General features: G+C 67.5%; 23 protein-coding genes and 1 pseudogene. 15 read left to right on the top strand and 9 right to left on the bottom strand.

The window, feature by feature from the left end; genetic code table 11:
* Positions 1–6 precede the first annotated feature (6 nt).
* On the top strand, positions 7–2154 hold the full coding sequence (locus NI1_RS23130) for a 3-hydroxyacyl-CoA dehydrogenase NAD-binding domain-containing protein (protein ID WP_067824591.1): 2148 nt from the start codon (positions 7–9) through the stop codon (positions 2152–2154).
* A gap of 46 nt (positions 2155–2200) precedes the next feature.
* Here NI1_RS23130 and NI1_RS23125 read toward each other — a convergent pair whose 3' ends face one another.
* A complete protein-coding gene (locus NI1_RS23125) occupies positions 2201–2626 on the bottom strand; it encodes a tautomerase family protein (protein WP_067824589.1) in 426 nt (141 codons plus the stop codon).
* Positions 2627–2703: 77 nt separating this feature from the next.
* Between NI1_RS23125 and NI1_RS23120 the strand changes: the two genes are divergently transcribed.
* Positions 2704–3174 (top strand): winged helix-turn-helix transcriptional regulator, encoded by a 471-nt coding sequence (locus NI1_RS23120; RefSeq protein ID WP_067824587.1) that lies wholly within the window; start codon positions 2704–2706, stop codon positions 3172–3174.
* Here NI1_RS23120 and NI1_RS23115 read toward each other — a convergent pair.
* Positions 3161–4183 (bottom strand): GlxA family transcriptional regulator, encoded by a 1023-nt coding sequence (locus NI1_RS23115; RefSeq protein WP_067824585.1) that lies wholly within the window; start codon positions 4181–4183, stop codon positions 3161–3163. The genes NI1_RS23120 and NI1_RS23115 overlap by 14 nt on opposite strands.
* A gap of 74 nt (positions 4184–4257) precedes the next feature.
* On the opposite strand from NI1_RS23115, the gene NI1_RS23110 reads away from it, so the two are divergent.
* Positions 4258–5091, top strand: a complete 834-nt coding sequence (locus NI1_RS23110; protein WP_067824583.1) for a dienelactone hydrolase family protein — start codon at positions 4258–4260, stop codon at positions 5089–5091.
* Positions 5092–5094: 3 nt separating this feature from the next.
* On the opposite strand, the gene NI1_RS23105 is transcribed toward NI1_RS23110, so the two are convergent.
* From NI1_RS23105 to NI1_RS23095, 3 genes are all read right to left on the bottom strand, one after another.
* Entirely contained in the window at positions 5095–6021 is a 927-nt protein-coding gene (locus NI1_RS23105) for a TIGR03564 family F420-dependent LLM class oxidoreductase (protein ID WP_067824581.1), read from the bottom strand.
* Between the two features lie 84 nt (positions 6022–6105).
* Positions 6106–6579 (bottom strand): MerR family transcriptional regulator, encoded by a 474-nt coding sequence (locus tag NI1_RS23100; RefSeq protein WP_067824580.1) that lies wholly within the window; start codon positions 6577–6579, stop codon positions 6106–6108.
* Between the two features lie 18 nt (positions 6580–6597).
* The gene (locus NI1_RS23095) at positions 6598–7470 is read right to left on the bottom strand and encodes an SDR family NAD(P)-dependent oxidoreductase (protein ID WP_067824578.1); all 873 of its coding nucleotides are present in this window, start codon (positions 7468–7470) and stop codon (positions 6598–6600) included.
* A 201-nt stretch (positions 7471–7671) separates the two neighbouring features.
* Between NI1_RS23095 and NI1_RS23090 the strand changes: the two are divergent.
* From NI1_RS23090 to NI1_RS23060, 7 genes and pseudogenes are all read left to right on the top strand, one after another.
* Positions 7672–8583 (top strand): annotated as a pseudogene (locus NI1_RS23090) (RNA polymerase sigma factor); the annotation flags it as partial.
* Between the two features lie 213 nt (positions 8584–8796).
* A complete protein-coding gene (locus NI1_RS23085; protein WP_157535281.1) occupies positions 8797–9186 on the top strand; it encodes a tautomerase family protein in 390 nt (129 codons plus the stop codon).
* Between the two features lie 102 nt (positions 9187–9288).
* Positions 9289–10284 (top strand): alpha/beta hydrolase, encoded by a 996-nt coding sequence (locus NI1_RS23080; RefSeq protein WP_067824574.1) that lies wholly within the window; start codon positions 9289–9291, stop codon positions 10282–10284.
* Positions 10285–10490: 206 nt separating this feature from the next.
* Positions 10491–11246, top strand: a complete 756-nt coding sequence (locus tag NI1_RS23075; RefSeq protein WP_067824572.1) for an amino acid hydroxylase — start codon at positions 10491–10493, stop codon at positions 11244–11246.
* Between the two features lie 25 nt (positions 11247–11271).
* Positions 11272–15210, top strand: coding sequence for a non-ribosomal peptide synthetase (locus tag NI1_RS23070; RefSeq protein ID WP_245663369.1), 3939 nt, complete (start codon positions 11272–11274; stop codon positions 15208–15210).
* 170 nt (positions 15211–15380) lie between these two features.
* On the top strand, positions 15381–16115 hold the full coding sequence (locus NI1_RS23065; protein WP_067825257.1) for an O-methyltransferase: 735 nt from the start codon (positions 15381–15383) through the stop codon (positions 16113–16115).
* 189 nt (positions 16116–16304) lie between these two features.
* A complete protein-coding gene (locus tag NI1_RS23060) occupies positions 16305–16901 on the top strand; it encodes an Rv1733c family protein (protein WP_439957296.1) in 597 nt (198 codons plus the stop codon).
* Between the two features lie 7 nt (positions 16902–16908).
* On the opposite strand, the gene NI1_RS23055 is transcribed toward NI1_RS23060, so the two are convergent.
* From NI1_RS23055 to NI1_RS23050, 3 genes are all read right to left on the bottom strand, one after another.
* Entirely contained in the window at positions 16909–17823 is a 915-nt protein-coding gene (locus NI1_RS23055; RefSeq protein ID WP_067824568.1) for a 2-hydroxyacid dehydrogenase, read from the bottom strand.
* A gap of 61 nt (positions 17824–17884) precedes the next feature.
* Entirely contained in the window at positions 17885–18040 is a 156-nt protein-coding gene (locus NI1_RS38550; protein WP_169815618.1) for a DUF6131 family protein, read from the bottom strand.
* Positions 18041–18070: 30 nt separating this feature from the next.
* Positions 18071–18511 (bottom strand): LapA family protein, encoded by a 441-nt coding sequence (locus NI1_RS23050; RefSeq protein ID WP_067824566.1) that lies wholly within the window; start codon positions 18509–18511, stop codon positions 18071–18073.
* Between the two features lie 121 nt (positions 18512–18632).
* On the opposite strand from NI1_RS23050, the gene NI1_RS23045 reads away from it, so the two are divergent.
* The 5 genes from NI1_RS23045 to NI1_RS23025 all read left to right on the top strand — a co-directional run bounded on the left by NI1_RS23045 (position 18633) and on the right by NI1_RS23025 (position 23500).
* Positions 18633–18824 (top strand): hypothetical protein, encoded by a 192-nt coding sequence (locus NI1_RS23045; RefSeq protein WP_157535279.1) that lies wholly within the window; start codon positions 18633–18635, stop codon positions 18822–18824.
* A gap of 109 nt (positions 18825–18933) precedes the next feature.
* Positions 18934–19920 (top strand): non-homologous end-joining DNA ligase, encoded by a 987-nt coding sequence (gene ligD / locus NI1_RS23040; RefSeq protein WP_067824562.1) that lies wholly within the window; start codon positions 18934–18936, stop codon positions 19918–19920.
* Positions 19921–19993: 73 nt separating this feature from the next.
* The gene (locus NI1_RS23035; RefSeq protein ID WP_067824561.1) at positions 19994–20407 is read left to right on the top strand and encodes a pyridoxamine 5'-phosphate oxidase family protein; all 414 of its coding nucleotides are present in this window, start codon (positions 19994–19996) and stop codon (positions 20405–20407) included.
* A 173-nt stretch (positions 20408–20580) separates the two neighbouring features.
* Positions 20581–21984 (top strand): amino acid permease, encoded by a 1404-nt coding sequence (locus NI1_RS23030; RefSeq protein ID WP_067825255.1) that lies wholly within the window; start codon positions 20581–20583, stop codon positions 21982–21984.
* Positions 21985–22105: 121 nt separating this feature from the next.
* Positions 22106–23500: a hydroxysqualene dehydroxylase gene (locus tag NI1_RS23025; RefSeq protein WP_067824558.1), complete on the top strand. Its 1395-nt coding sequence runs from the start codon at positions 22106–22108 to the stop codon at positions 23498–23500.
* A gap of 10 nt (positions 23501–23510) precedes the next feature.
* Here the strand turns inward: NI1_RS23025 and NI1_RS23020 are convergent, their stop codons facing one another.
* Positions 23511–24065: a TetR/AcrR family transcriptional regulator gene (locus tag NI1_RS23020; RefSeq protein WP_067824556.1), complete on the bottom strand. Its 555-nt coding sequence runs from the start codon at positions 24063–24065 to the stop codon at positions 23511–23513.
* Between the last annotated feature and the right edge of the window lie 8 nt (positions 24066–24073).

The following is a 24073-nucleotide window of genomic DNA, read 5'->3' as shown; positions in this document are numbered from 1 at the left end:
TTCGGCATGTCGGACAACATGATTGCGTGGGAGCGGGACGCCGACGGCATCGTCGTGCTGACCATGGACGACCCGAATCAGGGCGCGAACACGATGAACGAGCTGTACCGGCGGTCGATGGCCGCCACCGTGCAGCGGCTCGAAGCCGAACGTGACGACATCACCGGTGTCGTACTCACCTCGGCGAAGAAGACCTTCTTCGCGGGTGGCGATTTGAAGGACATGATCGAGACCACGCCCGATCAGGCGGAGTCGATGATGGCCGAGCTCGGCGAGATCAAGGGCTCGTTGCGCCGGCTCGAACAACTCGGCGTGCCGGTGGTGGCGGCCATCAACGGCGCGGCGCTCGGCGGCGGCCTGGAGATCGCGCTGGCCTGTCACCATCGCATCGCCGCGCAGGTGCGGGGTAGCCAGATCGGTTTGCCCGAGGTCACTCTCGGCCTGCTCCCCGCGGGCGGCGGCATCATCCGCACCGTGCGCCTGCTCGGTATCCAGAACGCGCTGATGGGTGTGCTGCTGCAAGGTCAGCGGCGAAATCCGGCCGCGGCCAAGGAAATCGGCCTGGTCGACGAATTGGTCGGCACCGTCGACGAACTCGTCCCCGCCGCGAAGGCATGGATCAAGGCCAACCCGGACAAGGGCGTACAGCCCTGGGACATCAAGGGATTCGCCATCCCCGGCGGCGGCCCGTCCGCACCGGCGATCGCGGCGAACCTGCCCGCGTTCCCCGCCAACCTGCGCAAACAGCTCAAGGGCGCGAACATGCCCGCACCGCGCGCCATCCTGGCGGCCGCGATCGAAGGCGCACAGGTCGATTTCGACACCGCCTCGCTCATCGAATCGCGCTACTTCGTCTCGCTGCTCACCGGGCCGGTGGCGAAGAACATGATGCAGGCGATCTTCTTCGACCTACAGGCGATCAACAACGGCGGTTCGCGTCCGAAGGACGTGCCGAAGCGGGAGATCAAGAAGATCGGCGTGCTCGGCGCGGGCATGATGGGCGCGGGCATCGCCTACGTCTCCGCGCGGGCCGGATACGAAGTGGTGCTGAAGGACGTCACCATCGAAGCCGCCGAGCGCGGCAAGAACTACAGCGAACGCCTCGAAGCCAAAGCGCTGGCTCGCGGTACGACCAGCGAAGCCGAGTCGAAGGCGCTGCTGGATCGCATCACACCGACCGCTGCGGCGGACGACTTCGCCGGCGTCGACTTCGTCATCGAGGCCGTCTTCGAGAACACCGAGCTGAAACACACTGTGTTCCAAGAGATCGAGAACATCGTCGACCCCGACGCACTGCTCGGCTCGAACACCTCCACCCTGCCGATCACCGGGCTCGCCACCGGCGTGCAGCGGCCGGAGGCCTTCGTCGGTATTCACTTCTTCTCACCGGTCGACAAGATGCCGCTGGTCGAGATCATCAAGGGCGAGAAGACATCCGACGAGGCCCTGGCGCGAGTGTTCGACTACACCCTCGCCATCCGCAAGACCCCGATCGTCGTCAACGACAGTCGCGGCTTCTTCACCTCCCGCGTGATCGGCACCTTCATCCACGAGGCGATCGCCATGCTGGAGGAAGGCATCGAACCGGCCACCATCGAACAGGCCGGGATGCAGGCCGGATACCCGGCCGCCCCATTGCAACTCGCCGACGAACTCAACCTGAAGCTGATGCAGAAGGTCGCGGCCGAAGCGCGCGAAGCAGCCCTGCGGGGCGACTCGACCCTCCCGTCGGACCACCCCGCGCACCGCGTCATGGAATTCATGCTGGCCCAAGGTCGTCCCGGGCGGCTCGAGAAAGCGGGCTTCTACGAATACGACGAGAGCGGCAAGCGGTTGCGGCTGTGGCCCGGTCTGCGCACGCGATACCTCTCCGATGCGGGCGAGCCGGCGCCGATCCGCGACCTGATCGACCGGATGCTGTTCGTCGAGGCGATCGAGACCCAGAAGTGTTTCGACGAGGGTGTGCTGACCGCCTCGGCCGACGCGAATATCGGTTCGATCTTCGGAATCGGCTACCCGGCGTGGACTGGCGGCGTGCATCAATTCGTCGCCGGCTACAACGGCCAGGGCCGAGCCGCGTTCGTGCGGCGTGCGGACGAACTCGCCGCACGCTACGGCGAGCGCTTCCAGGTACCCGCGTCGCTGCGCGGCTGACGATCGAAATCGAAGGCGCTGCGGTTCGCCGCAGCGCCTTTCCCCGTTACGCGGACGCCTGCGGGCGCAGCGCTCCATGTCGCTCGAGCAGGTCGGTGTCGAGCAGCTGCGCCACTCCGTTTCCGATCGACCAGTCCTCCTTGCCGTTCTCGGTCAGGGTGATCACGACATCTTCGCGGCGTACGCCGGCCGCTTCGAGTTCGTCGGCGATGGCGCGATACAGCGCCTGTTTGAGTTCTGTCGAGCGGCCTCGTACCAGTGCGATCTGTACGAAAACCACGTTGCGGTGCTCGATTCCGAGGTACTGCGGCGCATAGATGAGCGCATCGGCCGGACGCGGTTCGATGATCTGGAAGCGGTCGTCCTGCGGGATGCCGATCGCCGAGACCAGCGCTCGGTGCACTCCGTCCGCGATCGCTCGCCGAGTTTCCGCGGTTGTGTCGTCGCGCAACGAGATTCGGACCAGGGGCATGGGATCCGCCTAACTTTCAAAGTAGTAGTCAGGGAATCTTGGCTGACTTTCAAAACGAAAGTCAATAGGATGACGGGATGGAGTGGCACGAGCAAGACACGGTCAACTGCGGCGTCGGCCGCACTCTCGATGTGGTCGGGAAACCGTGGGTGCTGCTGATCCTGCGTGAGATCTTCCGCGGCCTGCATCGATTCCACGACATCGAGCGGCACTTGGCGATCTCGCCGCCGGTGCTGTCTCGCCGCCTCGAGGCCTTGGTCGGTGACGGCTTGCTCTACTCCACGCCCTACCGGCTGCCGGGGCAGCGCGAGCGACACGAGTATCACCTCACACCGGCGGGGCAAGCGCTCATGCCGGTGTTCGCCGCAATGCACGAATGGGGCGACGCCTATCGTGCCGACGAGCGTGGCCCGGCCACGGTGTACCGCCACCGCGACTGCGGCGCCGAAGTCCGCCTGCACCTCGAATGCGCCGACGGGCATCGGCTTGCGACGGGTGAGGTGGTGGCGGAACCGGGAGCCGGAGCGATCGCGCTCATGCGTGACTGAGGTCGCCGGGTCGAGGGGCCCGCTGATCTGGCTGGTCGGCGCGGGTGCGGGTGGCGGTCGGCGTCTCGCCGGTATGCCTGCGGTAGATGCGCCGGAAGGCGGCCGGATCGGCGTAACCGACCGCGCTCGCGATCACGTCGACGGGGTCGCGCGTGGTCGCGAGCAGGGTGGCCGCCTGTCCGACCCGGAGACGTTGCACGTACTCGGTGACGGAGACGCCGAGATGGTCGCGGATGCGGCGGGTCAGGGTGCGCGTGGAAACCGCTGCCACCCCGGCCAATTCGTCGAGCGAGATTTGCCGAGCCAGATTGGCGTGCACGTGCTGTTGCACCGCACGCAGCGCGGGGTCGGTGGTCCGTAGATGCTCGAGCACCATGTAGCGCGACTGCGACATGCGGGCGTCGAGCACCAGGTAATTGGCCACCTGCTCGGCCAGTGCACCGCCGCCGAGGCGGGCGACCAGCGTCAGCATCAGATCCGTGTGCGCGAAAGCCGCACCGGCGGTGACTGTTTCGCCGCAGTCGACCACCATGCGGTCGGCGCGCACGGTCACATCCGGGAAGCGGCGGGCCAGCAGGGGCGCCAGCCACCAGGTGGTGGTGGCGGCCCGGCCGGACAGCAGCCCCGAGGCCGCCAGCACGAAAACGGCCGAGCAGGAGGCGGCTACCGTAGCGCCGGATGCGGCGGCGCGCCGGATGTTTGCGACGGCCTGCGTGGTCTGGGGCCGCATCAGCAGTTCGTCGACACGCGCTTCGCTGGTCGCTGACGGCCCCGGCAGCACCAGTAGGTCGCCGGGTTCGAACCTCGCTGAGCCGAGCGGGGTTTCGGCATCGACGCTGATCGGTCGCCCGCTGCTGGATCGGACCGGCAGCCCGTCGACCGATACGACGCGCTGCCGCAGCCGCCCGCCCGCTGTCTCACCGGCGATCCCAGCCGCCGTGTCGACGATGTCGAGACCGAGACCGAGCGCACCCTCGAGTACACCGTCCAGCGCGAGATGGGTGATCATGTGGCGAGATTAGACCGAAAAGTGTCGATCCCGCCAATGGTGAGGTACCGGCGTGCTGCGGCAGGGTTGCGGGTGTGCAGCAGACTCCCTCGCAGAATTCCCTCGACGACGACCTCGCCGATTTCGTCCCCCGCTCGATCACGCTCGACGGAGCAACCCGCACGGTGTATGTCGGCGGCACCGGACCGGCGGTCATCATCATGGCGGAAATGCCCGGCATCAGCCCCGATGTGGCCCGCTTCGCCCGCTGGGTGCGCGACGCCGGTCTCACCGTCTATCTGCCGTCACTGTTCGGCCGCGACGGCGCCTATCCGGAAGCCGAGGCCGGTATGGAGGTCTTCAAACGAGCCTGTGTCAGTGCGGAATTCCGGGCCTTCGGCGCGGGCAAGTCCAGCCCGATCGCGGTGTGGCTGCGCGCGCTGGCGGCCCTGGCGCATCACGAATGCGGCGGCCTCGGCGTCGGCGCGCTGGGTATGTGCTTCACCGGGAATTTCGCACTCACCATGATGCTCGAGCCCGCGGTGCTGGCGCCGGTGCTGTGCCAGCCGACGCTGCCGCTGGATGAGCCCGGGGGACTGGAGATTTCGCCCGGTGAGCTCGCGGACGTGCGGGAGCGGCTCGATCGCGACGATCTCGTGGTGCGCGCCTACCGCTTCGAGGGCGACCGCTTCTGCACCGAGCAGCGTTTCGCCGCTTATGCCGCGGCGCTGGGCCCGCGTTTCGAGCCGCGGGTGCTGCCCGGTTCGGCAGCGAATCCGGCTCCGCCGCCGTTCTTCTCGCAGATCGTCGGCTGCCCGCACAGCGTGGTCACCGCGCATCTGGTCGATGCGGCAGGGGAGCCGACCGCCGCGGCCCGCGACGAGATCATCGCCTTCCTCGTGGCCCGGCTCAACCCGGTCGAGCCGTGACCCTCACCGTGCGGGCGCCTGCCGCCGGTTCAGCTCGCCGAGCAGTTTCCAGGTGCGCAGCTCGTCGGCTTCGGACGCCAGATCGGTTGAGGTGAGCACGATTTCGGTGGCTCCGGCATCGTAGTAGCGCTGGATCTCGGCCGCCACGGTCTCCTCGTCGCCGATGACGGCCAACTGCCCGGCCCGGTCCACGCCCTCGAGATCGATGACCCGGCGATAGGACGGGATCTGCTCGTAGAAAGCCATCTGCTCGACCGCCTTGGCGCGGGTGGCTTCGACCTCGGCGGTGACCACACCGGGGACGAAGGCCACGATGCGCGGCGCGGTGGACGACGCCCGGGTGATCACCGGGACGATATGTTCGGCCAGGGTGCTGGGCCCGGCCAGGTAGGGCAGGATGCCGTCGGCCAATTCGCCCGCGGCGCGCAGCGACTGCGGACCCATGGCGGCCACCAGCACCGGTATCCGCGGCTCCGCCCCCGGCACGGCCGTCGGCAACGGCGGTGCCGCGGTGAGGAGTTCGCCGTGGAAGTCCGCGGTGCCGGTATCGAGCAATTCCCGCAGCGCGGTCAGGAATTCCCGCAGCCGGGCGATCGGGCGATCGAACGGAACCCCGAAAGCGCCTGCGGCAAAGGCGGATCCCAGCGCGATACCGAGATGGTAGCGACCGCCGGTGGCGGCCTGCGCCGTCTGGGCCTGCGACGAAACCAGCAGCGGATGCCGGCCCGTCACCGGAATCGCGGACGTGCCGACCTGAAGGCCGGGCACCTCGCGGCCCACGATCGCCGCCAGCGCCGCCGAGTCGTAATCCATTCGCTGTCCGAACCACACCGAGGTCAGCCCGTGTTCGGCGGCGACACGCGCCTGCCGCACCGACTCGTCCACATAATTAACGGCATTCGCGAAGGCGAGAGCTACTCCGAGGGTCATGTACCGAAGCAACGGCGTTGTACGCCAACCTGTTCCGATGCCCGGACATGAAACCTTCGTGATCGCAAACCTTGCTCGGGCGCGTCAGCCTTCCGGGTGTCCGTCGTAGACACGGATCTTGTACTCGGTGGTCTCCAGCGCCAGGCCGAGTTCACGGATCTGCCGCCTGATTCGGTCCTGCTGGTCGAGCATGATGCGGCGGCGTTCCGGAATGGTGCCGGGACCCTGCTCGACGAGCGCGATGTAGCGCTTGAGGTCGGTCATGGTCATGCCCGACAGCCGCATTCGGGTGAGGAAGACGAGGCGGCGCAGGTCGAACGCGGAGTACTCGCGGTACCCGGAGGCGTTGCGCGCGGGCCGCACGAGTCCCTCCTGCTCGTAGTACCGGAGGGTGTGCGCCGACAGGCCGACGAGGCGGGCGGCCTCCGCGACGGTCTTGGGTGTCGGCGAGTCCTCGATCGTGGTGTCGTCGAGCAGTTCGTGCAGCGCATCGATCACCGAGGAGGATGGCCCGTCGCCGGCCGCGAGGATGCGTTCGATCAGCGCTTCGGTCGCCATGGATGCAGCCTACGGCGATCAGAACGCGCGCACCGCGGGCGGCATGTCGGGAAAGTCCGCCGACTCGCTCACCGCCGCCCACTTCTCGACGTCGTCGAGCGCACCGCGGTAGACGCGGGTGAGATTGCGAACCGCCTCGGCGCCGAGCGGAAGTCGCAGTGGCGCACCGGGATTGTCGAGCATGTCGCGGATCACCAGGGCGGCGCGTGCCGGGTCGCCCTCCTGGCGGCCGTCGGCCTCGGCCATGTTCGTGCGCACGGCACCGATGGTTTCGTCGTAGGTCGCGCTCGGCTGCGCTGTTCGGAGTACGTCGGCGGCGTTGAACGCGGTACGGAACCGGCTGGGCTCGACGATGAGGACGCGAATGCCGAACGGCGCCACCTCGCCCGCGAGCGCCTCCGACCAGCCCTCGAGCGCGAACTTCCCCGCCGAGTAGCTGCCGACGGCGGGGAACGACATCCGCCCGCCCTGGCTGCTCATCTGCACGATCGCGCCCGAGCGACGCTCCCGGAAGTGGGGCAGCACGGCACGCACATAAGCGGCCGGGCCGAACAGATGCTGCTCGAGCATGTCCCGCAGTGCGGCATCGGTGATCTCCTCGGCGGCACCGACCTGTCCGGCGCCGGCATTGTTGACGAGCACATCGACCCGCCCGAACACCTCCACCGCGCGCTGCACGACCGCCGCCGCTCCCGCCGTATCGCGCACATCGTGTTCGACGGCGAGGAACCGATCTTCGTAACGCGCCGTGAGCCCGTCGAAGCGATCGAGCTGTCGCGCCGTCCCGACCACCTGCTCGCCGGCCGCCAGCGCCGCCTCGGCGAGCGCGCGGCCGAGCCCCGAGCTCGCGCCGGTGATGAGCCATGTCTTGGTCTCGTTCATCTTGTTCATGGCGCCGACGCTAAAGGTTCGAGCGCGCTCGAAGGCAAGCCGCTTGTCGTGCCGTACCCTGGTGGATGGTTCCGGTGATCGCCGAACCGCTCGAGGCCTCTCTGCGGTCCTGTTTCTCGAATCGTGATGCCGCTCGAATCTCTGGGTGAGGCGAATGTGGCAATCAACGCAGGCAAAACGAGTGATCGAGACTTCGCTGGGGATTCGACGCGCGCGTATCTGAAACAGATCGGGCGCGTTCCACTGCTGTCCGCCGCCGAGGAGGTCGATCTCGCGGTCCGGATCGAGGCAGGGTTGTACGCGGCGGAGAAGCTGCGGGCCGAGTCTTGCGAGCCTACGGGTCCGTCGATCGCGCGCCGCCGGGACCTGACCTGGGTCGTACGGGACGGCAACGCCGCGAAAGATCATCTGCTGGAGGCGAATCTGCGTTTGGTGGTGTCGATCGCCAAGCGCTACAGCGGGCGCGGGATGGCCTTCCTCGACCTCATCCAGGAGGGCAATCTGGGTCTGGTGCGGGCGGTCGAAAAGTTCGATTACAGCAAAGGATTCAAGTTCTCGACCTATGCCACCTGGTGGATCCGCCAGGCGATTTCGCGCGCCATGGCCGACCAGTCCCGCACCATCCGGATCCCGGTGCACATGGTGGAGATCATCAACAAACTCGGGCGGGTGGAGCGCGAGCTGTTCCAGCGGCTCGGCCGCGAAGCGACGATCGATGAGCTCGCCGCCGAATTGAGCGTCACGCCCGCGAGGGTCGCCGAGATCCGGCAGATCGCACGGGAACCGATCTCGTTGGACCAGACCCTCGGTGACGAAGGCACCACCCAGTTCGGTGATCTCATCGAGGATTCCGAGGCCGTGGTAGCCATCGACGCGGTGGCGTTCACGCTGTTGCAGGAGCAGTTGCGAGCCATTCTCGACACCTTGAGCGAGCGCGAATCCGGTGTCATGCGCCTGCGTTACGGTTTGGACGACGGTCGGCCCCGAACCCTCGACGACATCGGAAGGGTGTACGGCGTCACCCGCGAGCGGATCCGGCAGATCGAGTCGAAGACGATGTCGAAGCTGCGCCACCCGTCACGGGCGCGATTGCTCCACGACTACCTCGACTAGCCGGTAGCGGCCGAGAGTTGTAAGCCGGTCTCGATCCGGTCGACGCGGACGCGAGCGTCGATGTGTGGTGACTGCGCGTTCGGTCCGCTTTATGGCGTGTTCTGTCCCCGCGCCAGGGCTGTGGCCGCTCCTAGATTCATGGGGTGCGAGCGATGCGGCTCGTACGCCCACTACTGATCGAATTGGAGTGGCGACGCAATGCCTTTCGCGCGCTTGACAATCGCAAATACCGAGATCCCCGCCGATGTCCGCTCGGATCTCGCGGCCGGCATCACCTCGCTCCTGGAGAAAGATCTGCTCAAGGAGCCCGAAGTCACCGTGGTCCACGTGAACTCGGTCCCGCCCGGCGGCTGGTTCGCCTCCGCCGCCGAGCCGGGCCGCTCGACCGGGGTCCACCTGGAGGTCAGCATTACCGCGGGAACGAACACCGCCGCGGAGAAGGCAGCCTTCATCGAGCATGCCTACGCGCTGGTGTCGGACCGGCTCGGCCCACTGCCGGCCGCCGCGTATGTCGCACTCTACGAACTCGACGGCGAGAGCTACGGATACAACGGCGTCACCCAACTGGCCCGCCGCCGGCACGACCCGACGGAAAAGGACTGAAGCAGCCCCGAGCCGCGCGGGTCCCGAATCGCGGCCGGAGCTGTAGTAGCTTGGCTGATTAGCGTTGCTCTGCCGTTGCTGGAGACAAAAGGGGAGCATTCGATGCCGAACTCGACCGCGGGCGGTGTGCGGTGGCTCGCCGCGATTCTGGCCCTGTGCGTGTCGGCGACGACCGCGGGCGCGGTGGCGGCTGGTGCTGATCCGGGTGTCGCGCATCGGTCACCGGCCGCCGCCGGATTCGGGATGAGCGTGTATTCACCGGCGATGGACCGGCTGGTGCCGCTGCGGGTGTTGCTGCCCGCGGACACCTCGACGCCGCGGCCGACGTTGTATCTGCTCGACGGCGTCGATGGGGGAGAGACGGGGTCGGGGTGGCTCGACCGCACCGACGCCGCGTCGTTCCTACAGGACAAGAACGTCAACGTGGTGCTGGTGATGGCGGGCCGGGCGAGTTACTACACGGACTGGGAGCAGGACGACCCGGCGCTGGGCCGCAACAAGTGGGCGACCTTCCTGACGCGGGAGCTGCCGCCGGTGATCGATGCGACCTTCGGCACGAGCGGGCGCAATGCCATTGCGGGACTGTCCATGTCGGCGCTGTCGGTACTGAGTTTGGCGGTGCGCGCGCCCGGGGTGTACCAGGCGGTGGGCTCCTACAGCGGATGCGCGCAGACCAGTGATCCGGTGGCGCAGGCGTACGTGTCGATGATGGTGTCCCGCTACGGGGCGAACCCGGCCAATATGTGGGGGCCGTCGTCGGATCCGGAGTGGGCCGCCAACGATCCGACATTGCACGCGGACATGCTCCGCGGCACGCAACTGTATGTGTCGGCGGGAACCGGCGCGCCCGGGCCGCACGAGTCATTCGAGGATCGGGACGTCGCGGGCAACCCGATAGCGTTCGCCGATCGCGTCCTCATCGGCGGCGGATTCGAATCGGTGGTCAACGGCTGCACCCATCGGCTCGCCGATGCGCTGGCCACGGCCGGTGTGCCGGCCCAGATCGTTTTCCGGCCGAACGGAACCCATGCGTGGGGGTATTGGCAAGACGCCCTGCATGATTCGTGGCCGATGTTCGCGGCCGCGATCGGCGCCTGAGCGCCCGCGCAGGTGACCGGAGCACCTCGCGCTGTATCCACCGCGCACCACGTGTCGGCGGCGAGCCACCCGGTCCCCGGCTGTCGCCAGGTGTTTGCCACGCGTCGGGAAGGGTATCCGCGCGAAAGAGATGTGCCCATTGTCAGCGCCGATCGATATCGACTGGTGGCGACCAGCGCGGCAGCTCCCGGAGAGGATTGATTGCGATGACGGTCGGTCTCGATGTTCGCTCCGAGCGCGCGCGTACCGCCCGCGCGTGCCGCCCGGGGCAGCCGCTGCCCGAATTCCGCTACAGCAGCGACGAGGACGCGTTATGGTCGCGCGTTTTCGCCACGCTCACCGAGATGCACGAGCAGTTCGGTTGCGCGCACTATCTTTCGGCCGCCCGTCAGGTACGGCTTCGCCCCGACGGCGTACCGCAATTGAGCCAGGTGTCGCGCACACTCGGCGCATTGACCGGCTTTGCGCTGGCACCGGCGATCGGAGCGCTGGCAGGCCGCCAGTTCTACGGGCCACTGGCCGACGGAATCCTGCACGCGACCCCCGATGTGCGCCCGCTGACCGAGCAATCTTTCTCCCCCGACCCCGACATCATTCACGAGTTGGTCGGACACGCGGTGATGCTCGCCGATCCCGACTTCGCCGAACTGTATCGCTGCTTCGGGCGAGCCTCGAACGAAGCCGATTCGGACGAGACCAGGACCGCCATCGCGCGCTTGTTCTGGTTCACCCTGGAGGTCGGCGTGGTCGCCGAACAGGGTGAACCACGAGCCTATGGAGCGGCGATCCTGTCCTCGGTCAGCGAGATGGAGTCCTTCGTGCACGCGGATTTGCGGGAATTCCGAGTCCCGGACATCCTCGCCAGCGGCATCGACGACAGCGTGTGCCAGCCGGTGTTGTTCGTCGCCGAGTCGGTCGAAGCCATGATCGATCAGGTCACCGCCTTCCTCATCACCAACTGATGTCCCTGCCAGCGAGAGTTGAGGATTGACGTTGGTCGACCTATCGAGCACCGGGCAGCGCACCACCTCCAATGCGACCTTCTTCGACCTGTCGGTCGCGCAATCCGAATTGTGGCTGGCCCAGCAACTGCATCCGGCGGTCCCGTTCGCCATCGCCCAATACACCGACCTGCACGGTCGTCTCGACCTCGGACTGCTCCAGCAGTGCCTGCGCCGCGCCGGCCGCGAATTGCAGTCTCCGCAGCTGCGATTCGCGATCGTGGACGGCCGGCCGCGCCAATACCTCGACCACGACCTGGACCCCGGATTCGACGTCATCGACCTCAGCGATCACCCCGACCCCGAACACGCCGCGCAGGTGTGGATGGACCACGACCGTCAACGCGGCATCGACCTGACCGGTCCGGAGGTCACGAAGGCGGCGCTGCTGACCCTGGGCCCCGGTCGATACCGGTGCTACGCGCGCAGCCACCACATCGCCGTCGACGGCTTCGGCGCCGCGGCGGTACTGCATCGGACGGCCGAATTACATTCCGCCGCAACCCGAGGCCGGCCCGCGGCCCCGTGCGAGGCGCTGTCGCTGACCGAGATCGTCGCGCTCGAGCAGAGCTATCGATCCTCGCCGCGCTTCGCGGCCGATCGCGAGTACTGGGGCCGGCAGCTGGCCGGGCTCGGACACCCGACACGGCTCGGCGATCGATACGCCGCGCCATCGGTACGACCGCATACCGCGCACGCACCCCTGGACGCGGCGACGATGGGTGCGCTCGCGGCCGCCGCCGGGCGCTACGGCGCCGGTACGGCCGAGACGCTGGTCGCGGCCGTCGCCGCGTTCCTGGCTCTGATGACCGGTGACACCGATGTCACCCTGTCCCTGCCCGTCGCCGCGCGAACCACCGGGGCACTGCGGCATGCGGCGGGGATGGTCTCGAACGTGGTGCCCTTGCGCGTGCGCCGGGTAGCCCAGAGCTCGGTCGGTGACCTGGTCCAGCAGGTACGCCTGAGCATGATCGGCGCATTGCGCCATCAGCTGTACCGGCATGAGGATCTGCTGCGTGACCACGGCCTCGGCCAGGCCCGTCGCCACGGCTACGGGCCGGTGGTCAATGTGCTGTCCCTGCCCGACGGCATCGGTTTCGGCGATATTCGCGGTCGAACCCATCTGCTCTCGGCCGGACCGGTCGATGACCTGGCGATCAGCTGTTATCGATTCGGCAGCGAGCCCTTCATGATCGACTTTCACGCCAATCCCGGGATGTACACCGCTGATGAGGTGGACCGGTACCACCGGCAATTCCTGGAGTGCCTGTCCCGGTTCCTGCGGGCCGACGGCCACGACAAGGTGTTCGCGGTCACCGCCGACCGGCGCACCATCGCCGCCCCGGAACGGCACGAGCAGCGATTGCTGCCCGAGTTGCTCGCCGCCGGAATCGGTACCGGAGAGCGGATCGCGCTGAGCGAGCCGGGCCGGACGGTGTCCTATCGCGAACTCGACGAGACGACCGCGCGGTGGGCGCGTGAGTTGATCGCGCACGGGGCCGGACCGGAAGTCGTTGTCGCCGTGGCGTTGTCCCGATCGGTGCACGCGGTCATGGCGTTGTGGGCGGTGGCCAGGACCGGGGCGGTGTTCTTCCCCGTGAACCCCGCCGATCCGCCCGCGCGCGTGACCAAACTGATCGCCGATTCCGGTGCGACACTGGGAATCACGCTGAACAAGTGGCATACACCGCTGGCCGACACGGGGGTCGAATGGCTGACCCTCGACAGCGCGGAGTTCATCGACGCCGCCGCGTCCCGGTCGGCCGAGGCGGTCACCGATGCCGATCGCAGCGGGCGGCTGCGTGCGGCTCACCCCGCCTATCTGATCTATACCTCCGGATCCACCGGAGAGCCCAAAGGCGTGCTCAGCACCCACGAGGGTCTGGCAACGCTGGCGCGGGACCTGTGCACCCGCAATCGCATCAGCAGCGAATCGATAGTGCTGCAAGCACATTCACCCTACTGCGACGCCTCGATGCTGGAATACCTCTCCGCCTTCGCCGCCGGGGCCGGACTGGTCGCGCTCGCCCCGGATATCGTCGCCGGTGAACGGCTTTCGCAGGTCATGCGGGACGAGGCGGTCACCCATCTGGTGGTCACACCCGCCATCCTGGCCACGCTCGACCCGGACCGACTGCCGGCGCTGCGCACCGTCACCGTCGGCGGCGACAAATGCCCGCCCGCCTTGGCCGCCCGCTGGGCAGGGCGACTGCCGATGTTCAACTCCTACGGCCCGACCGAAGCCACCGTCGTGGTGACCCAGACCGAACCGCTCGAGCCGAACACCCCGATCACCATCGGGCGGGGATTGCCCGGGGTACAGACCCTCGTACTGGACACCCGGCTGCACCCCGCTCCGCGCGGGGCCCGCGGCGATTTGTATCTCGCCGGTGACGCGCTGGCCCGCGGATATCTGGGACGGCCCGGGATCACCGCACAGTCCTTCGTGGCGAATCCATACGGGCGCAACGGATCACGCATGTACCGCACCGGTGATATCGTCCGCGAGCAGGCCGGGGGCGCGCTGGAATACCTGGGCCGAGGCGATATTCAGATCTCGCTGCGTGGACAGCGCATCGAGCCGTCCGAGGTCGAGCGCGCGCTGGCGGCGGACGCGGCGATCAGCCAGGCCGCGGTACGGATATGGTCATCCGAGGCACTCGGGGATCGGCTGATCGGCTACGTCGTCCCGGCGCGGGCCGAACACTTCGACCGTGCCACGGTACTGGCGCGGATGCGCACCGTCCTGCCGCCGGCGATGGTTCCCGCGGTGCTGGTACCGCTGCGGGAGATACCGATCAATCCCAGCAGCGGCAAAACCGATCGATCCGCCCTGCCCGATCCACAACAACTGCCGCGTCCGGTCTTTCGCGCGCCGGTCTCGCCGCTCGAGCACACCGTGGCGGCGGCGATCGCCGAAGTGACCGGAGAATCCCGAATCGGCCTGGACGACAACTTCTTCGAACTCGGCGGCAACTCGCTACTCGGTGTCGAACTGTGCCGGCGACTCTCGGAGCGGACCGGCGTCGCGGTGCCGATCTCGCTGCTTTTCACCCCGACCGTGCAGACCCTGTCCGCCGCAATCGAATCCGCCGCGCACGGCGCCGACAGCGCAGTGACAGCGGACAGTTCGGCGCTGAACACCGTTCTTCGGTTGCGTAGCAGCGGTTCCGGGACGCCGCTGATCTGCCTGCATTCAGCGGTTCCGCTGGCGTGGTGCTACTCGGGCTTGCTGCGCTACATCACCGATCGGCCCGTCTACGGACTGCAATCCCCGCTGATCTCCGGACATCCCGGGCGATATCGGAGCGTCGAGGAGCTCACCGAGGTGTACCTGGATGAGCTCACGCGCATACAACCCGAGGGGCCCTATCATCTGCTGGGCTGGTCTCTGGGCGGGCAGCTCGCGCACGCGCTGGCCATCGCGCTGCGTGCACGCGGGCAGACCGTGGATTCGCTCGTCATGCTCGACAGCGTGGCCTTCGCCGACGGCGCGCCCCCGCCGCCGGAACCCACCATCCGCGACCTGGTCACCCACCTTCAGGGCAATGAGGCGGCCACCCCGGACACCCGGCCGCTCACCCTCGACGAGGCGGTCGATCTGCTCGCGGACAGCACCGGGCCCGGTCGTGGATTGACCCGCCCGCAACTGCAAGCCCTGCACCAGGGGTACGTCGACTGCGTCGCAATGTCCACCAACCATCGCCCCGCGCGCTACGACGGCGATCTGCTGTATTTCTCTGCCCGCCAGGGTATTACCGGCGAGCTGACCGGTGAGATGTGGCGACCCTACGTCACCGGACAGATCACCCAGCATTTCCTCGACCTCACACATGCGCAAATGACCAATCCCGAGGCGCTCGCGGTGATCGGGCCGATCCTCGAGGCCGCGCTACATCGGCAAGCCGAAGGGGAGCTCCGGTGAACAAACCCTCCGCCGGTCTCATCGCTGCGCTGATCTCGGCCGCGTCCTCGATCCTGGTGACCGCGCGCCCGGTGACGGTGTTCGGACTGCGGCTGCCGCGGCCGGTCCTGGCCGCCACCGCCGCACTCTCATTGGCGATCGCCGCCAACGAGAGCGCCGGCAAGCCGGTGATGTTCCTGCGATGGTCGTACCTGCGGTTCCTGTTCGGCCTACCGCATATGGGCGCTACCTGGCAGGTCGGTGACGGCCGCGAACAAGCCCTGGCCGACTACGTGTGCGCCCATGCGCGCAAAGGCGATATCGACGATGTCATCCGAGCGATCGACGAGTTCTGCTACACCAAGAGCTATCTGATCAATATCGGTGACGAGAAAGGAATGATCCTCGACCGCGCCGTCGCGGCGGCACACCCGCACCGACTGCTCGAGCTCGGAACCTACTGCGGTTACAGCGCATTGCGCATCGCGCGCGTCATGCCCGCCGACGCCACCCTGTACTCCATCGAATTCAATCCGGCCAACGCCGCCGTCGCCCGGCGAATCTGGGACCACGCGGGCATCGGCGACCGCGTCACCGTCATCGTCGGCACCCTCGGCGATAACGAGCACACCCTCACCGCCCTGCGCGACACTCACCAATTCGCCCCCGGCACACTCGATTTCGTCTTCCTCGACCACGAGAAGGACGACTATCTCCCCGATCTCCGCCGAATCCTGGACCGCTCCTGGCTACACCCCGGCTCGGTCGTCGTCGCGGACAACGTCAAATACCCGGGCGCCCCGCGGTACCGCAACTTCATGCGCTACAACGAAGGCACCCACTGGCGCACCCGAGAACACCACACCCACGCCGAATACCAGAAGCTTCTCAAAGACCTCGTCCTCGAATCCACCTACCTCGGCTGACCACAACGCGCGCGGCCTACTCTCGGTACCGACCGTGAAAACCGGAGCAAAACCTGAATCTGGAGGCCGCTTAACGCAACCGCAACGCGCTGACCTTGACGTTCGGCGGGTTCAGGGCGTATCAACCTGGGTACTGCTACCGATGTAGTACCTGAGGCGACGCTGCGGAATGAGGTGGTCCAGGTGTCGATGCCATCTTCGTTGTCGTCGCGCCTTTGGCAGGTGCGGCCCTGGAATACCAATCCGCTGATGCGTGTGTCGGATCGGCTGGAGTTCCTGGTGCGGGCGCTGGCGGTGCTCGTGGTGGTGGCGGCGGTGCCGTTGGCGGGGGCCATCGGGACCGTCAGCTATACGGGGGCCGCGGAGCGGATCGCTACCGAGGATGCGGGGAAGACTTGGCTGGAAGCGCGGTTGACTTCGGATGCGCAGCGGTTGCGGGAGGCCGATCGGTACGGGGCGCATCAAGAGCGGTATACGGCTGCGGTGCAATGGGATTCCGCGGGGAAGAGCGGGAGTGCGACGGTGGATGTGCCGGGGCCGCAGACGGCAGGGAGCACGGTTTCGTTGTGGATCGGGCGGGATGGGAAGCCGGCCGCCGCGCCGGCACGGGCGGGGTCCGCGGCCGCCGAGGGTGTGGGGACCGGGTTGGCGGTGCTGGTCGAGAGTTGGTGTGCGGCTGCGGCTTCGGTGTGGTTGACCGCGACGGTGCTGGATGCGCGGCGCAATGCGCGGTGGGAGCGCGAGTGGAAGTTGCTGAACCGGCCGATCGGTAAGGACACGTTGTAGAGCGGGGTCAGTATTCGTCGTGTACCAGGTTGCGCGGCGGTTTTCCGGCCAGGTAGTCCTGGAGACCTTCCACGGCGATGGCCCAGCCGCGTTGCATGCTGCCGCGGCTGCTGCCGCCCACGTGCGGGGTGAGCAGCAGGCCGGGAGCGTCCCAGAGCGCATGCCCGGCGGGGAGCGGCTCCGGGTCGGTCACATCGAGAATGGCTCGTAGCCTGCGGTTTCGCAGTTCGGTGAGCAGGTCGTCGGTGCGGACGACGGGACCGCGCGCGGCATTGACCAGGATCGCGCCGTCGGACATGTGGGACAGGAACTGCGCGTCCACCATGCCGATGGTCTTGCTGGTGACGGGCACCATGAGCACCACGGCATCGAAATGCGGTAGCAATTGCGGCAATTCGTCCACACCGTGCACGCCGTCGCGGGCGTGACTGCCGACCAGCGTCACGGTGGTGTCGAACGGGGCGAGCAGGCGGCGCAGTTCCTCGGCCAGATTGCCCGCGCCCACAATGAGAATGCGCTTGCCGTGCAGGGTGTCGGTCTGGTGCTGGGTCCAGCGGTGCTCGCGCTGCGCCAGCGCGAACTCGGGGAATTCCCGGTACACCGAGAGCAATCCGGTGATGGCCCACTCCGCGGTGCTGGCCCCGTGCGCACCGCGGGCGATGGCCAGCTGAACCCCCTCGGGCAGCTTGCCCACCCACGCTTCGGCGCCCGCGGTGAGCAGCTGCACCAGGCGCAGTTTCGGTAGCTCCCAGGTCATCCGGACAGCTTCGGGGCCGACGAGGAAACCGGGTATCAATACCTCGGCCTCGTCGGCCCCAGCGGGCAATGGTTCCGCCATTTTGAAACGCAGAGCCCGCACGCCTTCCAAGCGCTCGACCGCCGCGAGCCCGTAATCATCCGGAACCAGCACCGTCACCGTCATGGCTTCGACGCTAGCGGATGCGGTCCGCGGCGGTCGTGCGCGTCACGCGCCTACGACGGCGCTAGTAATACCAGCGCCTGCCTCCGACCGGACGGCCGACCTGGCCGAGCAGCATCAGAATCAGGCCGACCACCAAGGCGATGATGCCCAGGGTGGTTAGCAGGGGAACGCCGAGCAGCCACCCGGCGACTATCAGGATCAGACCCAGAATAATCATTTCGAATTCCTTGCGTGTGGAGCTGTTCGGCTACTTGGCGACGGTCTCGGCCTCGGCTGCCGATCCGCCCGGTCGATGCATGAACTTGTTGAACGACCAGGTCGGTTTCTGTGCCGGCACAGGTGTTTTCGGCGCGTGCTGCCCCGAGGCCGGCGTTTCGGGGAGCGGTTTGGCCAGTTCCTTACGCGCCGCGGCCATCTCCTTCTTGGATTGCCGCAGTTCGCGTCGGGCCAGCATGCCGCGCCGGGACGAAGCCCAGGTGCCGGCGAGCAGCATGATCAGCCCGCAGGTCCCCACGGCCCCGATCAGAATCCCGTAGGCGAACAACAGTCCCGACGACCCCGTATAGGTGTGGTCGAAGACCGTGAACCCATTGGTGAGCGTATGGCTGTCACCGGTATTGGCCTGAATACCGGCCACCCCCACGGCTACGGCGCCGATGAGGGCGATGAGCCCGATGATGATGAACATATCGAGGCGATTCCCGCCGATCGAGACCCCAAACCCCCGGTCCGGCGCGTCGGTTTGGGCACGCCGGTTTCGGTCTATGGCTCGAACGTATCCGCAACCCACTACCGAGGAGGAACCCGGCATGGGCACCTACACCTACGAACTCCCCAACTACGCCACCGAGGCGGACCTGGCCGAACGCGCCCTGTACGGCATGGATTCGGTGAGCAATGTCAACCGCGACAACGCTTCCGAGACCATCACGGTCAACTCCACGCTGACCCACGGCGAGGTCCTCGACGCGATTCGGCAGCAGGGTATTTCGGCCAAGTAGATGCGACAGCGCGCCGGGCGGCGTGGCGGAACACGGATAACGGCTATCAACTGGCAAACTCGCGGGCATGTCCCTGTTGCCCGGATGCCGGCGGGGGAAGTAGCCCACCGTGGCAGCGCCGCGCCGCCCGGTTCCCGCGCCCATGCTGGCCGTCGGCGGTGCGCCGCCGGGCGGGCCGGAGTGGGCGGTGGAGATGAAGTGGGACGGGGTGCGGGTGATCGCCGCCTGCGCGGGCGGGGAGTGCGCGCTCTACAGCCGCAACGCCAATGACGTCAGCGGCAGCTATCCCGAGCTGGTCGCGAGCCTGAAGGCGCTGGCGGGCAAGGGAACTCTGATTCTCGACGGAGAGATCGTCGCCCAGGATCCCGATGGCGCGCCGTCGTTCGGCCGTTTGCAGCGGCGTATGCATGTGGCGCGGCCGGGGGAGCAGTTGATCGCGGAGGTCCCGGTCCGGCTGTTCGCCTTCGACGTGCTCGCGATCGGCGACCGGGAGCTGACCGGCGAGCCCTATCTCGACCGGCGTGAACGCCTGGCCGAACTCGACTTCCGGACCCCGCTGTCGGCGCCCCCGCACTGGATCGGGATGGATGCCGGTGAGTTGCTGAAGGTGGCGGGGGAGCATCGCCTGGAGGGCATCGTCTCCAAGCGCGTGGATTCGGTGTACCTGCCGGGCAAGCGTTCCGGCTGGTGGGTGAAGACCCCGCTCCGCCATCGCACCGAGGTGGTGGTCGCGGGCTGGACCCCCGGCGCCGGCGGGTTCGGCGCCACCTTCGGCTCACTGGTGCTCGGCGCCTACGACGAAACCGGCCGCTTCGTATTCATCGGCTTGGCGGGGACCGGCTTCACCCACACCGCGCGCCGGATAATCCGCGCCACCCTCGACGAGATCGAGCTTTCCGCCTGCCCTTTCGCACAGCGGCCACCGGAAGCGATTGCGGGGCGCTGGCATTGGGTGGAACCGATCCTGGTCGGCGATGTGGAGTACCGCGAATTCTCCGGCGAACGACTGCGCATGCCGAGCTGGAAGGGACTGCGCACCGACAAGACCCCGGAGCAGGTGACCGTACCCCGGATCGACCCGCGCCCGGCGGGTTGAGTATTGCCCGGCGAACCACGGGTTGCGGCAACACAATTGGCGTATTCGTACGGTTTCGACCACAATCGGAGGAATGGGCGGCGATGGGGCACGAAAGCTGCGCGCGCTCTCGGCTGCCGATTCGCTTCGACGGCTCGCGAGTGCGCACTACGGTCGAATTGTGTATGCGCGGCGCGGAACTCCGATAATCCGGCCGGTCAACCACATTGTGGAGGAAGACGCGGTGGTGGTGCGGGCGCATCTGGGCGCAGGCATATTGCGGGGTGACGGGCAGGTAGTGGCGTACGAGGTGGATTCTTTCGACGAGAAGACGCGGCGCGGCTGGAGCGTGATCGTGACCGGGGTGGCGCGGGTGGTGGACGATCCGGAACAGGTGAAGCGGTACGAATCGCTGCTGGATCCGTGGATCAAACTGCCGACCGATCACGTGATCCGGATCGAGACCGAAGTGGTGACCGGGCTCGAGCTGGTCGACGACTGGAGTTGACCGGTCGGTCGTCCGACACCCGCGGGGGTGGACTGTGACGCCCGATACCTTCCGGTAGCGTGACACGCCGTTGGGCCGAGCTCGGCAATCCGCCGGCAAGCTCGGCGCGGCCCCGGTATCCGGCCTACGAGAGCCCGGACGCTGTGCGGCCGCACGCACGTGAAGGGAAGAGCATGACAGCCTTTGACAGGCAGCAAACGGAGCCGGCGCTAGCCGAGGCGACACCCGAGGACGAGGGGTACTCCCGGGGTCTGTCGCCGCGCACCATTCAGATGATCGCGATCGGCGGGGCCATCGGCACCGGCCTGTTCTACGGGGCGGGCGGGGCCATCGAGCAGGCCGGACCGGCCCTCATCCTGGCCTATCTGGCCGCGGGCCTGGCCATCTTCGTCATCATGCGGGCACTGGGCGAGCTGCTCACCTACCGGCCCGTCACCGGCAGCTTCGCCGAGTACGCGAACGAATTCCTGGGCCGCTTCGCCGGCTTCGCCACCGGCTGGACCTATTGGGCGGTCTGGGTCAGTACCTGCATGGCCGAGATCACCGTCGCCGGTAAATACGTGCAGTACTGGTTCGACATTCCGCAGTGGGTGACCGCACTCGTGGTGCTGGGCATCATGTTCACCGCCAACCTGGTTTCGGTGAAGCTGTTCGGCGAGGGCGAATTCTGGTTCTCCGCCATCAAGGTGACCGCCATCGTCGCCATGATCCTCATCGGAATCGGCGTGCTGCTCTTCCATTTCGGGCATGCGGCCAATCCGACCGTCACCAACCTGTGGGCCGACGGCGGAGTGTTCCCCAATGGATTCGGGCAGGCGCTGCTGGCCTTGCAAATCGTGGTATTCGCCTATGTCGGTGTCGAATTGGTAGGCGTCACGGCCGGCGAGGCCCGCGATCCGAAGCAGACGCTGCGCAAGGCGATCAATACGCTGCCTTTCCGAATCGGTCTGTTCTACATCGGCGCGCTGATCGTCATCATGTCGGTCTCCAGCTGGCGCAATTTCCATGCCGGGCGCAGTCCGTTCGTGGAGGTGTTCGAGCAGATCGGTATTCCGGGCGCGGCGGGCATCATCAATTTCGTGCTGCTCACCGCGGCGCTGTCCTCCTGCAACTCAGGCATCTACTCCACCGGCCGCATGCTGCGCAGCCTCGCCCAGCGCGAGGAGGCCCCGGCCGGGCTGGGCACGATGAGCAAGCGGGCGGTGCCGGCCACCGGTATCGCGGTCTCGGCGGCGGTCATGGTGATCGGCGTGGGCGTCAACTACTTCTCGCCGGAGAAGGCGTTCGGGTACGTCACCTCGGTCTCCACCATGGGCATCATCTTCGTGTGGGGCATGATCCTGGTCTGCCATCTGATGTACCGGGCCAAGGTCGCCAAGGGTCTGCTGCCGGCCAGCGACTACCGGCTGCCGGGCGCGCCGTTCACCAGCGTGCTGGCGTTGATCTTCCTGGGGCTGGTCGTGGTGCTGCTGTTCTGCAACGAGTCCGGGCGCACCGCCATCGTCGTCGGCGTGGTGTGGGCGGTGCTGGTCTGCATCGGCTATCCGCTGCTGTCGCGTAAGCATGTGAAGGCGTAACCGCCTGCTTCCCAGCGCGGTTCGCGCGAAACGAGTACGCCCGCCGTAACGGCGGGCGTACTTTGCTTTGCAGAGGGTTCGGCTGCGAGCGCCCTCTGCCGAAGCGATTGCAGGAGCGCGCATGAACGATCCTCGACGGTATGTGGTGATCGGGGGCGGGCTCGCGGGTCTGGCTTCGGCGGTCTGGCTGGCCGAGGCGGGGAAGCGGGTCACGCTGCTGGAGCGGCGGGGACGGCTGGGCGGGCGCACCCACGCGCTGGAAGTGCCGGCGCTGCGCGATATTCCGGACAACGGGCAGCATGTGATCGCCAGCGGATACGACCATCTGTTCCGGTACCTGACCAGTGTGGGGACCCGGCAATACGTGGCGTTCCCGCATCGAGGCGTGCTGCGCTGGCCCGGCGGGCGCACCACCATCATGGGTACCAAGGGGATTCGGGCGTTGCGGAGCCTGTTCGGCGCGCATCCCGACGCGAGCATCGCGGATCGTTTACGGGCCGCCGCGGCGACCACACGGATGGGTTTCGAATGCCTGCGCCAGCCCGCCGATCTGGCGGAGATCAGCACCGAGCAGTGGTTCCAGCGGCTCGGCATGCCGGCCACCGCCCGGGAGGCGCTGTGGGATTGGCTGGCGCTGGGCATCGCCGCCGAACCGGTCGCGCAGGAGTCGGCGAAGGTGTTCGCGGATGTGCTGGCGACCGGAATCCGGTTGGGCCTCAGGCATCGTGAACCCGTCAGCATCGGCTATCCGACCACCGATCTGGACACCCTCTTCGTCGATGGTGCGCTGCGGGTGTTCGAACGGTACGGCGTCGAGGTGCGCTACCGGGCGGTGGCGCGGCGCGTCCTGATCGAGGACGATGCGGTGACCGGGGTGCGCCTGGAAGAGGGCGAGGTGGTGCCCGCCGACGCGGTGGTGTGCGCGGTGCCCAATTCCTATATCGGCGGCCTGCTCGACCAGCTGCCCGAACACGACGAGATCTACGCGGCCGCCGACAAATTGGGGTACACGCCGATCGTCAGCACCAATCTGTATCTGGATCGGCCGCTCGGCACCGAGGGGGCGATGGAGGCCCTGATCGGTGGCGCGGGCGTCATCGACGAGGTGTTCGACCGGCAGCGAATGCACGGGCGCGGCACCCTGAACGGCTGGCTGTACTGCCTGACCACCAGCGGCGCGTACGAGCAGATCCACAAACCGCACCACGAGGTGATCGACGAGCAACTGGCCCTGCTGCGCCGCTACTATCCCGCCGCCGCCGAGGCGAAAGTGCTGCACGCCCAGGTGGTTCCGATGCCGCGCGCCACCTTCTCGCAGGTGGTCGGCACGGATGGGCTGCGGCCCGCGCAGCGCACGTCGGTGCCGACGCTGGTGCTGGCGGGGGATTGGACCCGTACCGACTGGTCGGCCACCATGGAGAGCGCCGCCCAGAGCGCATCCCGCGCGGTGGATCTCCTGCTCGCCCTGCCCGCGCCCGCACTCGCATTCGACTCGCACACCGACCGAGCCGAATGATCGATGCGGGTCAGCGGAAGAAGTTGAGTACCAGGCGGGTGATGTCGGACAGGAAGCGTTCGCGCGGGATCGGCGGGCCGTCCAGCAGATAGCGGATGGTCAGGTGCTCGACCGCGCGCACCAGCATCCACGCGGCGGCATCGGAATCGACGTCGGCGGGCACCGCGTCCGCGCGCATGCTCAGCGCCACCCGCGCCAATTCGCCGATCTGCTGTTCGAAGGCGAGCACGGTCGCCCCGGTGGACAGGCGCGGGGTCTGCTCCACCACCGCGCGCAGCAGCTCCCGGTCGTCGCCGAGCGCGTCCAGGAGTTCGGAAATGGTCTCGGGCACCGCGACTTCCGGCGGGCGGGTGAGGTTCGCGAGCACCCGACCTCGGACCCGGTCCGCGAGGCGCGCGGTATAGCGTTCGATCACCGCCGCGACGATCGAGTCCTTGTCCGGGAAGTACTGATACAGCGACCCGGGACTGATCCCGGCCGCCGCGGCGATGCGATTGGTGGACGCGCCGTCGTAGCCGTGCGCGATCAGCACCGCCTGCCCGGCATCGACGATGCGCGCCACCATGGCACGGG

Source organism: Nocardia inohanensis NBRC 100128, from assembly GCF_001612945.1.
GTDB classification, from domain to species: domain Bacteria; phylum Actinomycetota; class Actinomycetes; order Mycobacteriales; family Mycobacteriaceae; genus Nocardia; species Nocardia inohanensis.
Note: the sequence above shows the minus strand (reverse complement) of the source record. Positions and strands in the feature narration are given on the sequence as shown.

Bases quoted from the DNA above. Each gene is read 5' to 3' on its own strand.
- NI1_RS23020 (WP_067824556.1), bottom strand. From the start codon at position 24,065: ATGGTGGCGCGCATCGTCGATGCCGGGCAGGCGGTGCTGATCGCGCAC.
- NI1_RS23035 (WP_067824561.1), top strand. From the start codon at position 19,994: ATGGGCGGCGATGGGGCACGAAAGCTGCGCGCGCTCTCGGCTGCCGAT.
- NI1_RS23080 (WP_067824574.1), top strand. From the start codon at position 9,289: ATGCCGAACTCGACCGCGGGCGGTGTGCGGTGGCTCGCCGCGATTCTG.
- NI1_RS23050 (WP_067824566.1), bottom strand. From the start codon at position 18,511: ATGTTCATCATCATCGGGCTCATCGCCCTCATCGGCGCCGTAGCCGTG.
- NI1_RS23055 (WP_067824568.1), bottom strand. From the start codon at position 17,823: ATGACGGTGACGGTGCTGGTTCCGGATGATTACGGGCTCGCGGCGGTC.
- NI1_RS23125 (WP_067824589.1), bottom strand. From the start codon at position 2,626: ATGCCCCTGGTCCGAATCTCGTTGCGCGACGACACAACCGCGGAAACT.
- NI1_RS23100 (WP_067824580.1), bottom strand. From the start codon at position 6,579: ATGGCGACCGAAGCGCTGATCGAACGCATCCTCGCGGCCGGCGACGGG.
- NI1_RS23120 (WP_067824587.1), top strand. From the start codon at position 2,704: ATGGAGTGGCACGAGCAAGACACGGTCAACTGCGGCGTCGGCCGCACT.
- NI1_RS23095 (WP_067824578.1), bottom strand. From the start codon at position 7,470: ATGAACAAGATGAACGAGACCAAGACATGGCTCATCACCGGCGCGAGC.
- NI1_RS23130 (WP_067824591.1), top strand. From the start codon at position 7: ATGTCGGACAACATGATTGCGTGGGAGCGGGACGCCGACGGCATCGTC.
- NI1_RS23060 (WP_439957296.1), top strand. From the start codon at position 16,305: ATGCCATCTTCGTTGTCGTCGCGCCTTTGGCAGGTGCGGCCCTGGAAT.
- NI1_RS23075 (WP_067824572.1), top strand. From the start codon at position 10,491: ATGACGGTCGGTCTCGATGTTCGCTCCGAGCGCGCGCGTACCGCCCGC.
- NI1_RS23025 (WP_067824558.1), top strand. From the start codon at position 22,106: ATGAACGATCCTCGACGGTATGTGGTGATCGGGGGCGGGCTCGCGGGT.
- NI1_RS23065 (WP_067825257.1), top strand. From the start codon at position 15,381: ATGTTCCTGCGATGGTCGTACCTGCGGTTCCTGTTCGGCCTACCGCAT.
- NI1_RS23045 (WP_157535279.1), top strand. From the start codon at position 18,633: ATGGGCACCTACACCTACGAACTCCCCAACTACGCCACCGAGGCGGAC.
- NI1_RS38550 (WP_169815618.1), bottom strand. From the start codon at position 18,040: ATGATTATTCTGGGTCTGATCCTGATAGTCGCCGGGTGGCTGCTCGGC.
- NI1_RS23030 (WP_067825255.1), top strand. From the start codon at position 20,581: ATGACAGCCTTTGACAGGCAGCAAACGGAGCCGGCGCTAGCCGAGGCG.
- NI1_RS23115 (WP_067824585.1), bottom strand. From the start codon at position 4,183: ATGATCACCCATCTCGCGCTGGACGGTGTACTCGAGGGTGCGCTCGGT.
- NI1_RS23105 (WP_067824581.1), bottom strand. From the start codon at position 6,021: ATGACCCTCGGAGTAGCTCTCGCCTTCGCGAATGCCGTTAATTATGTG.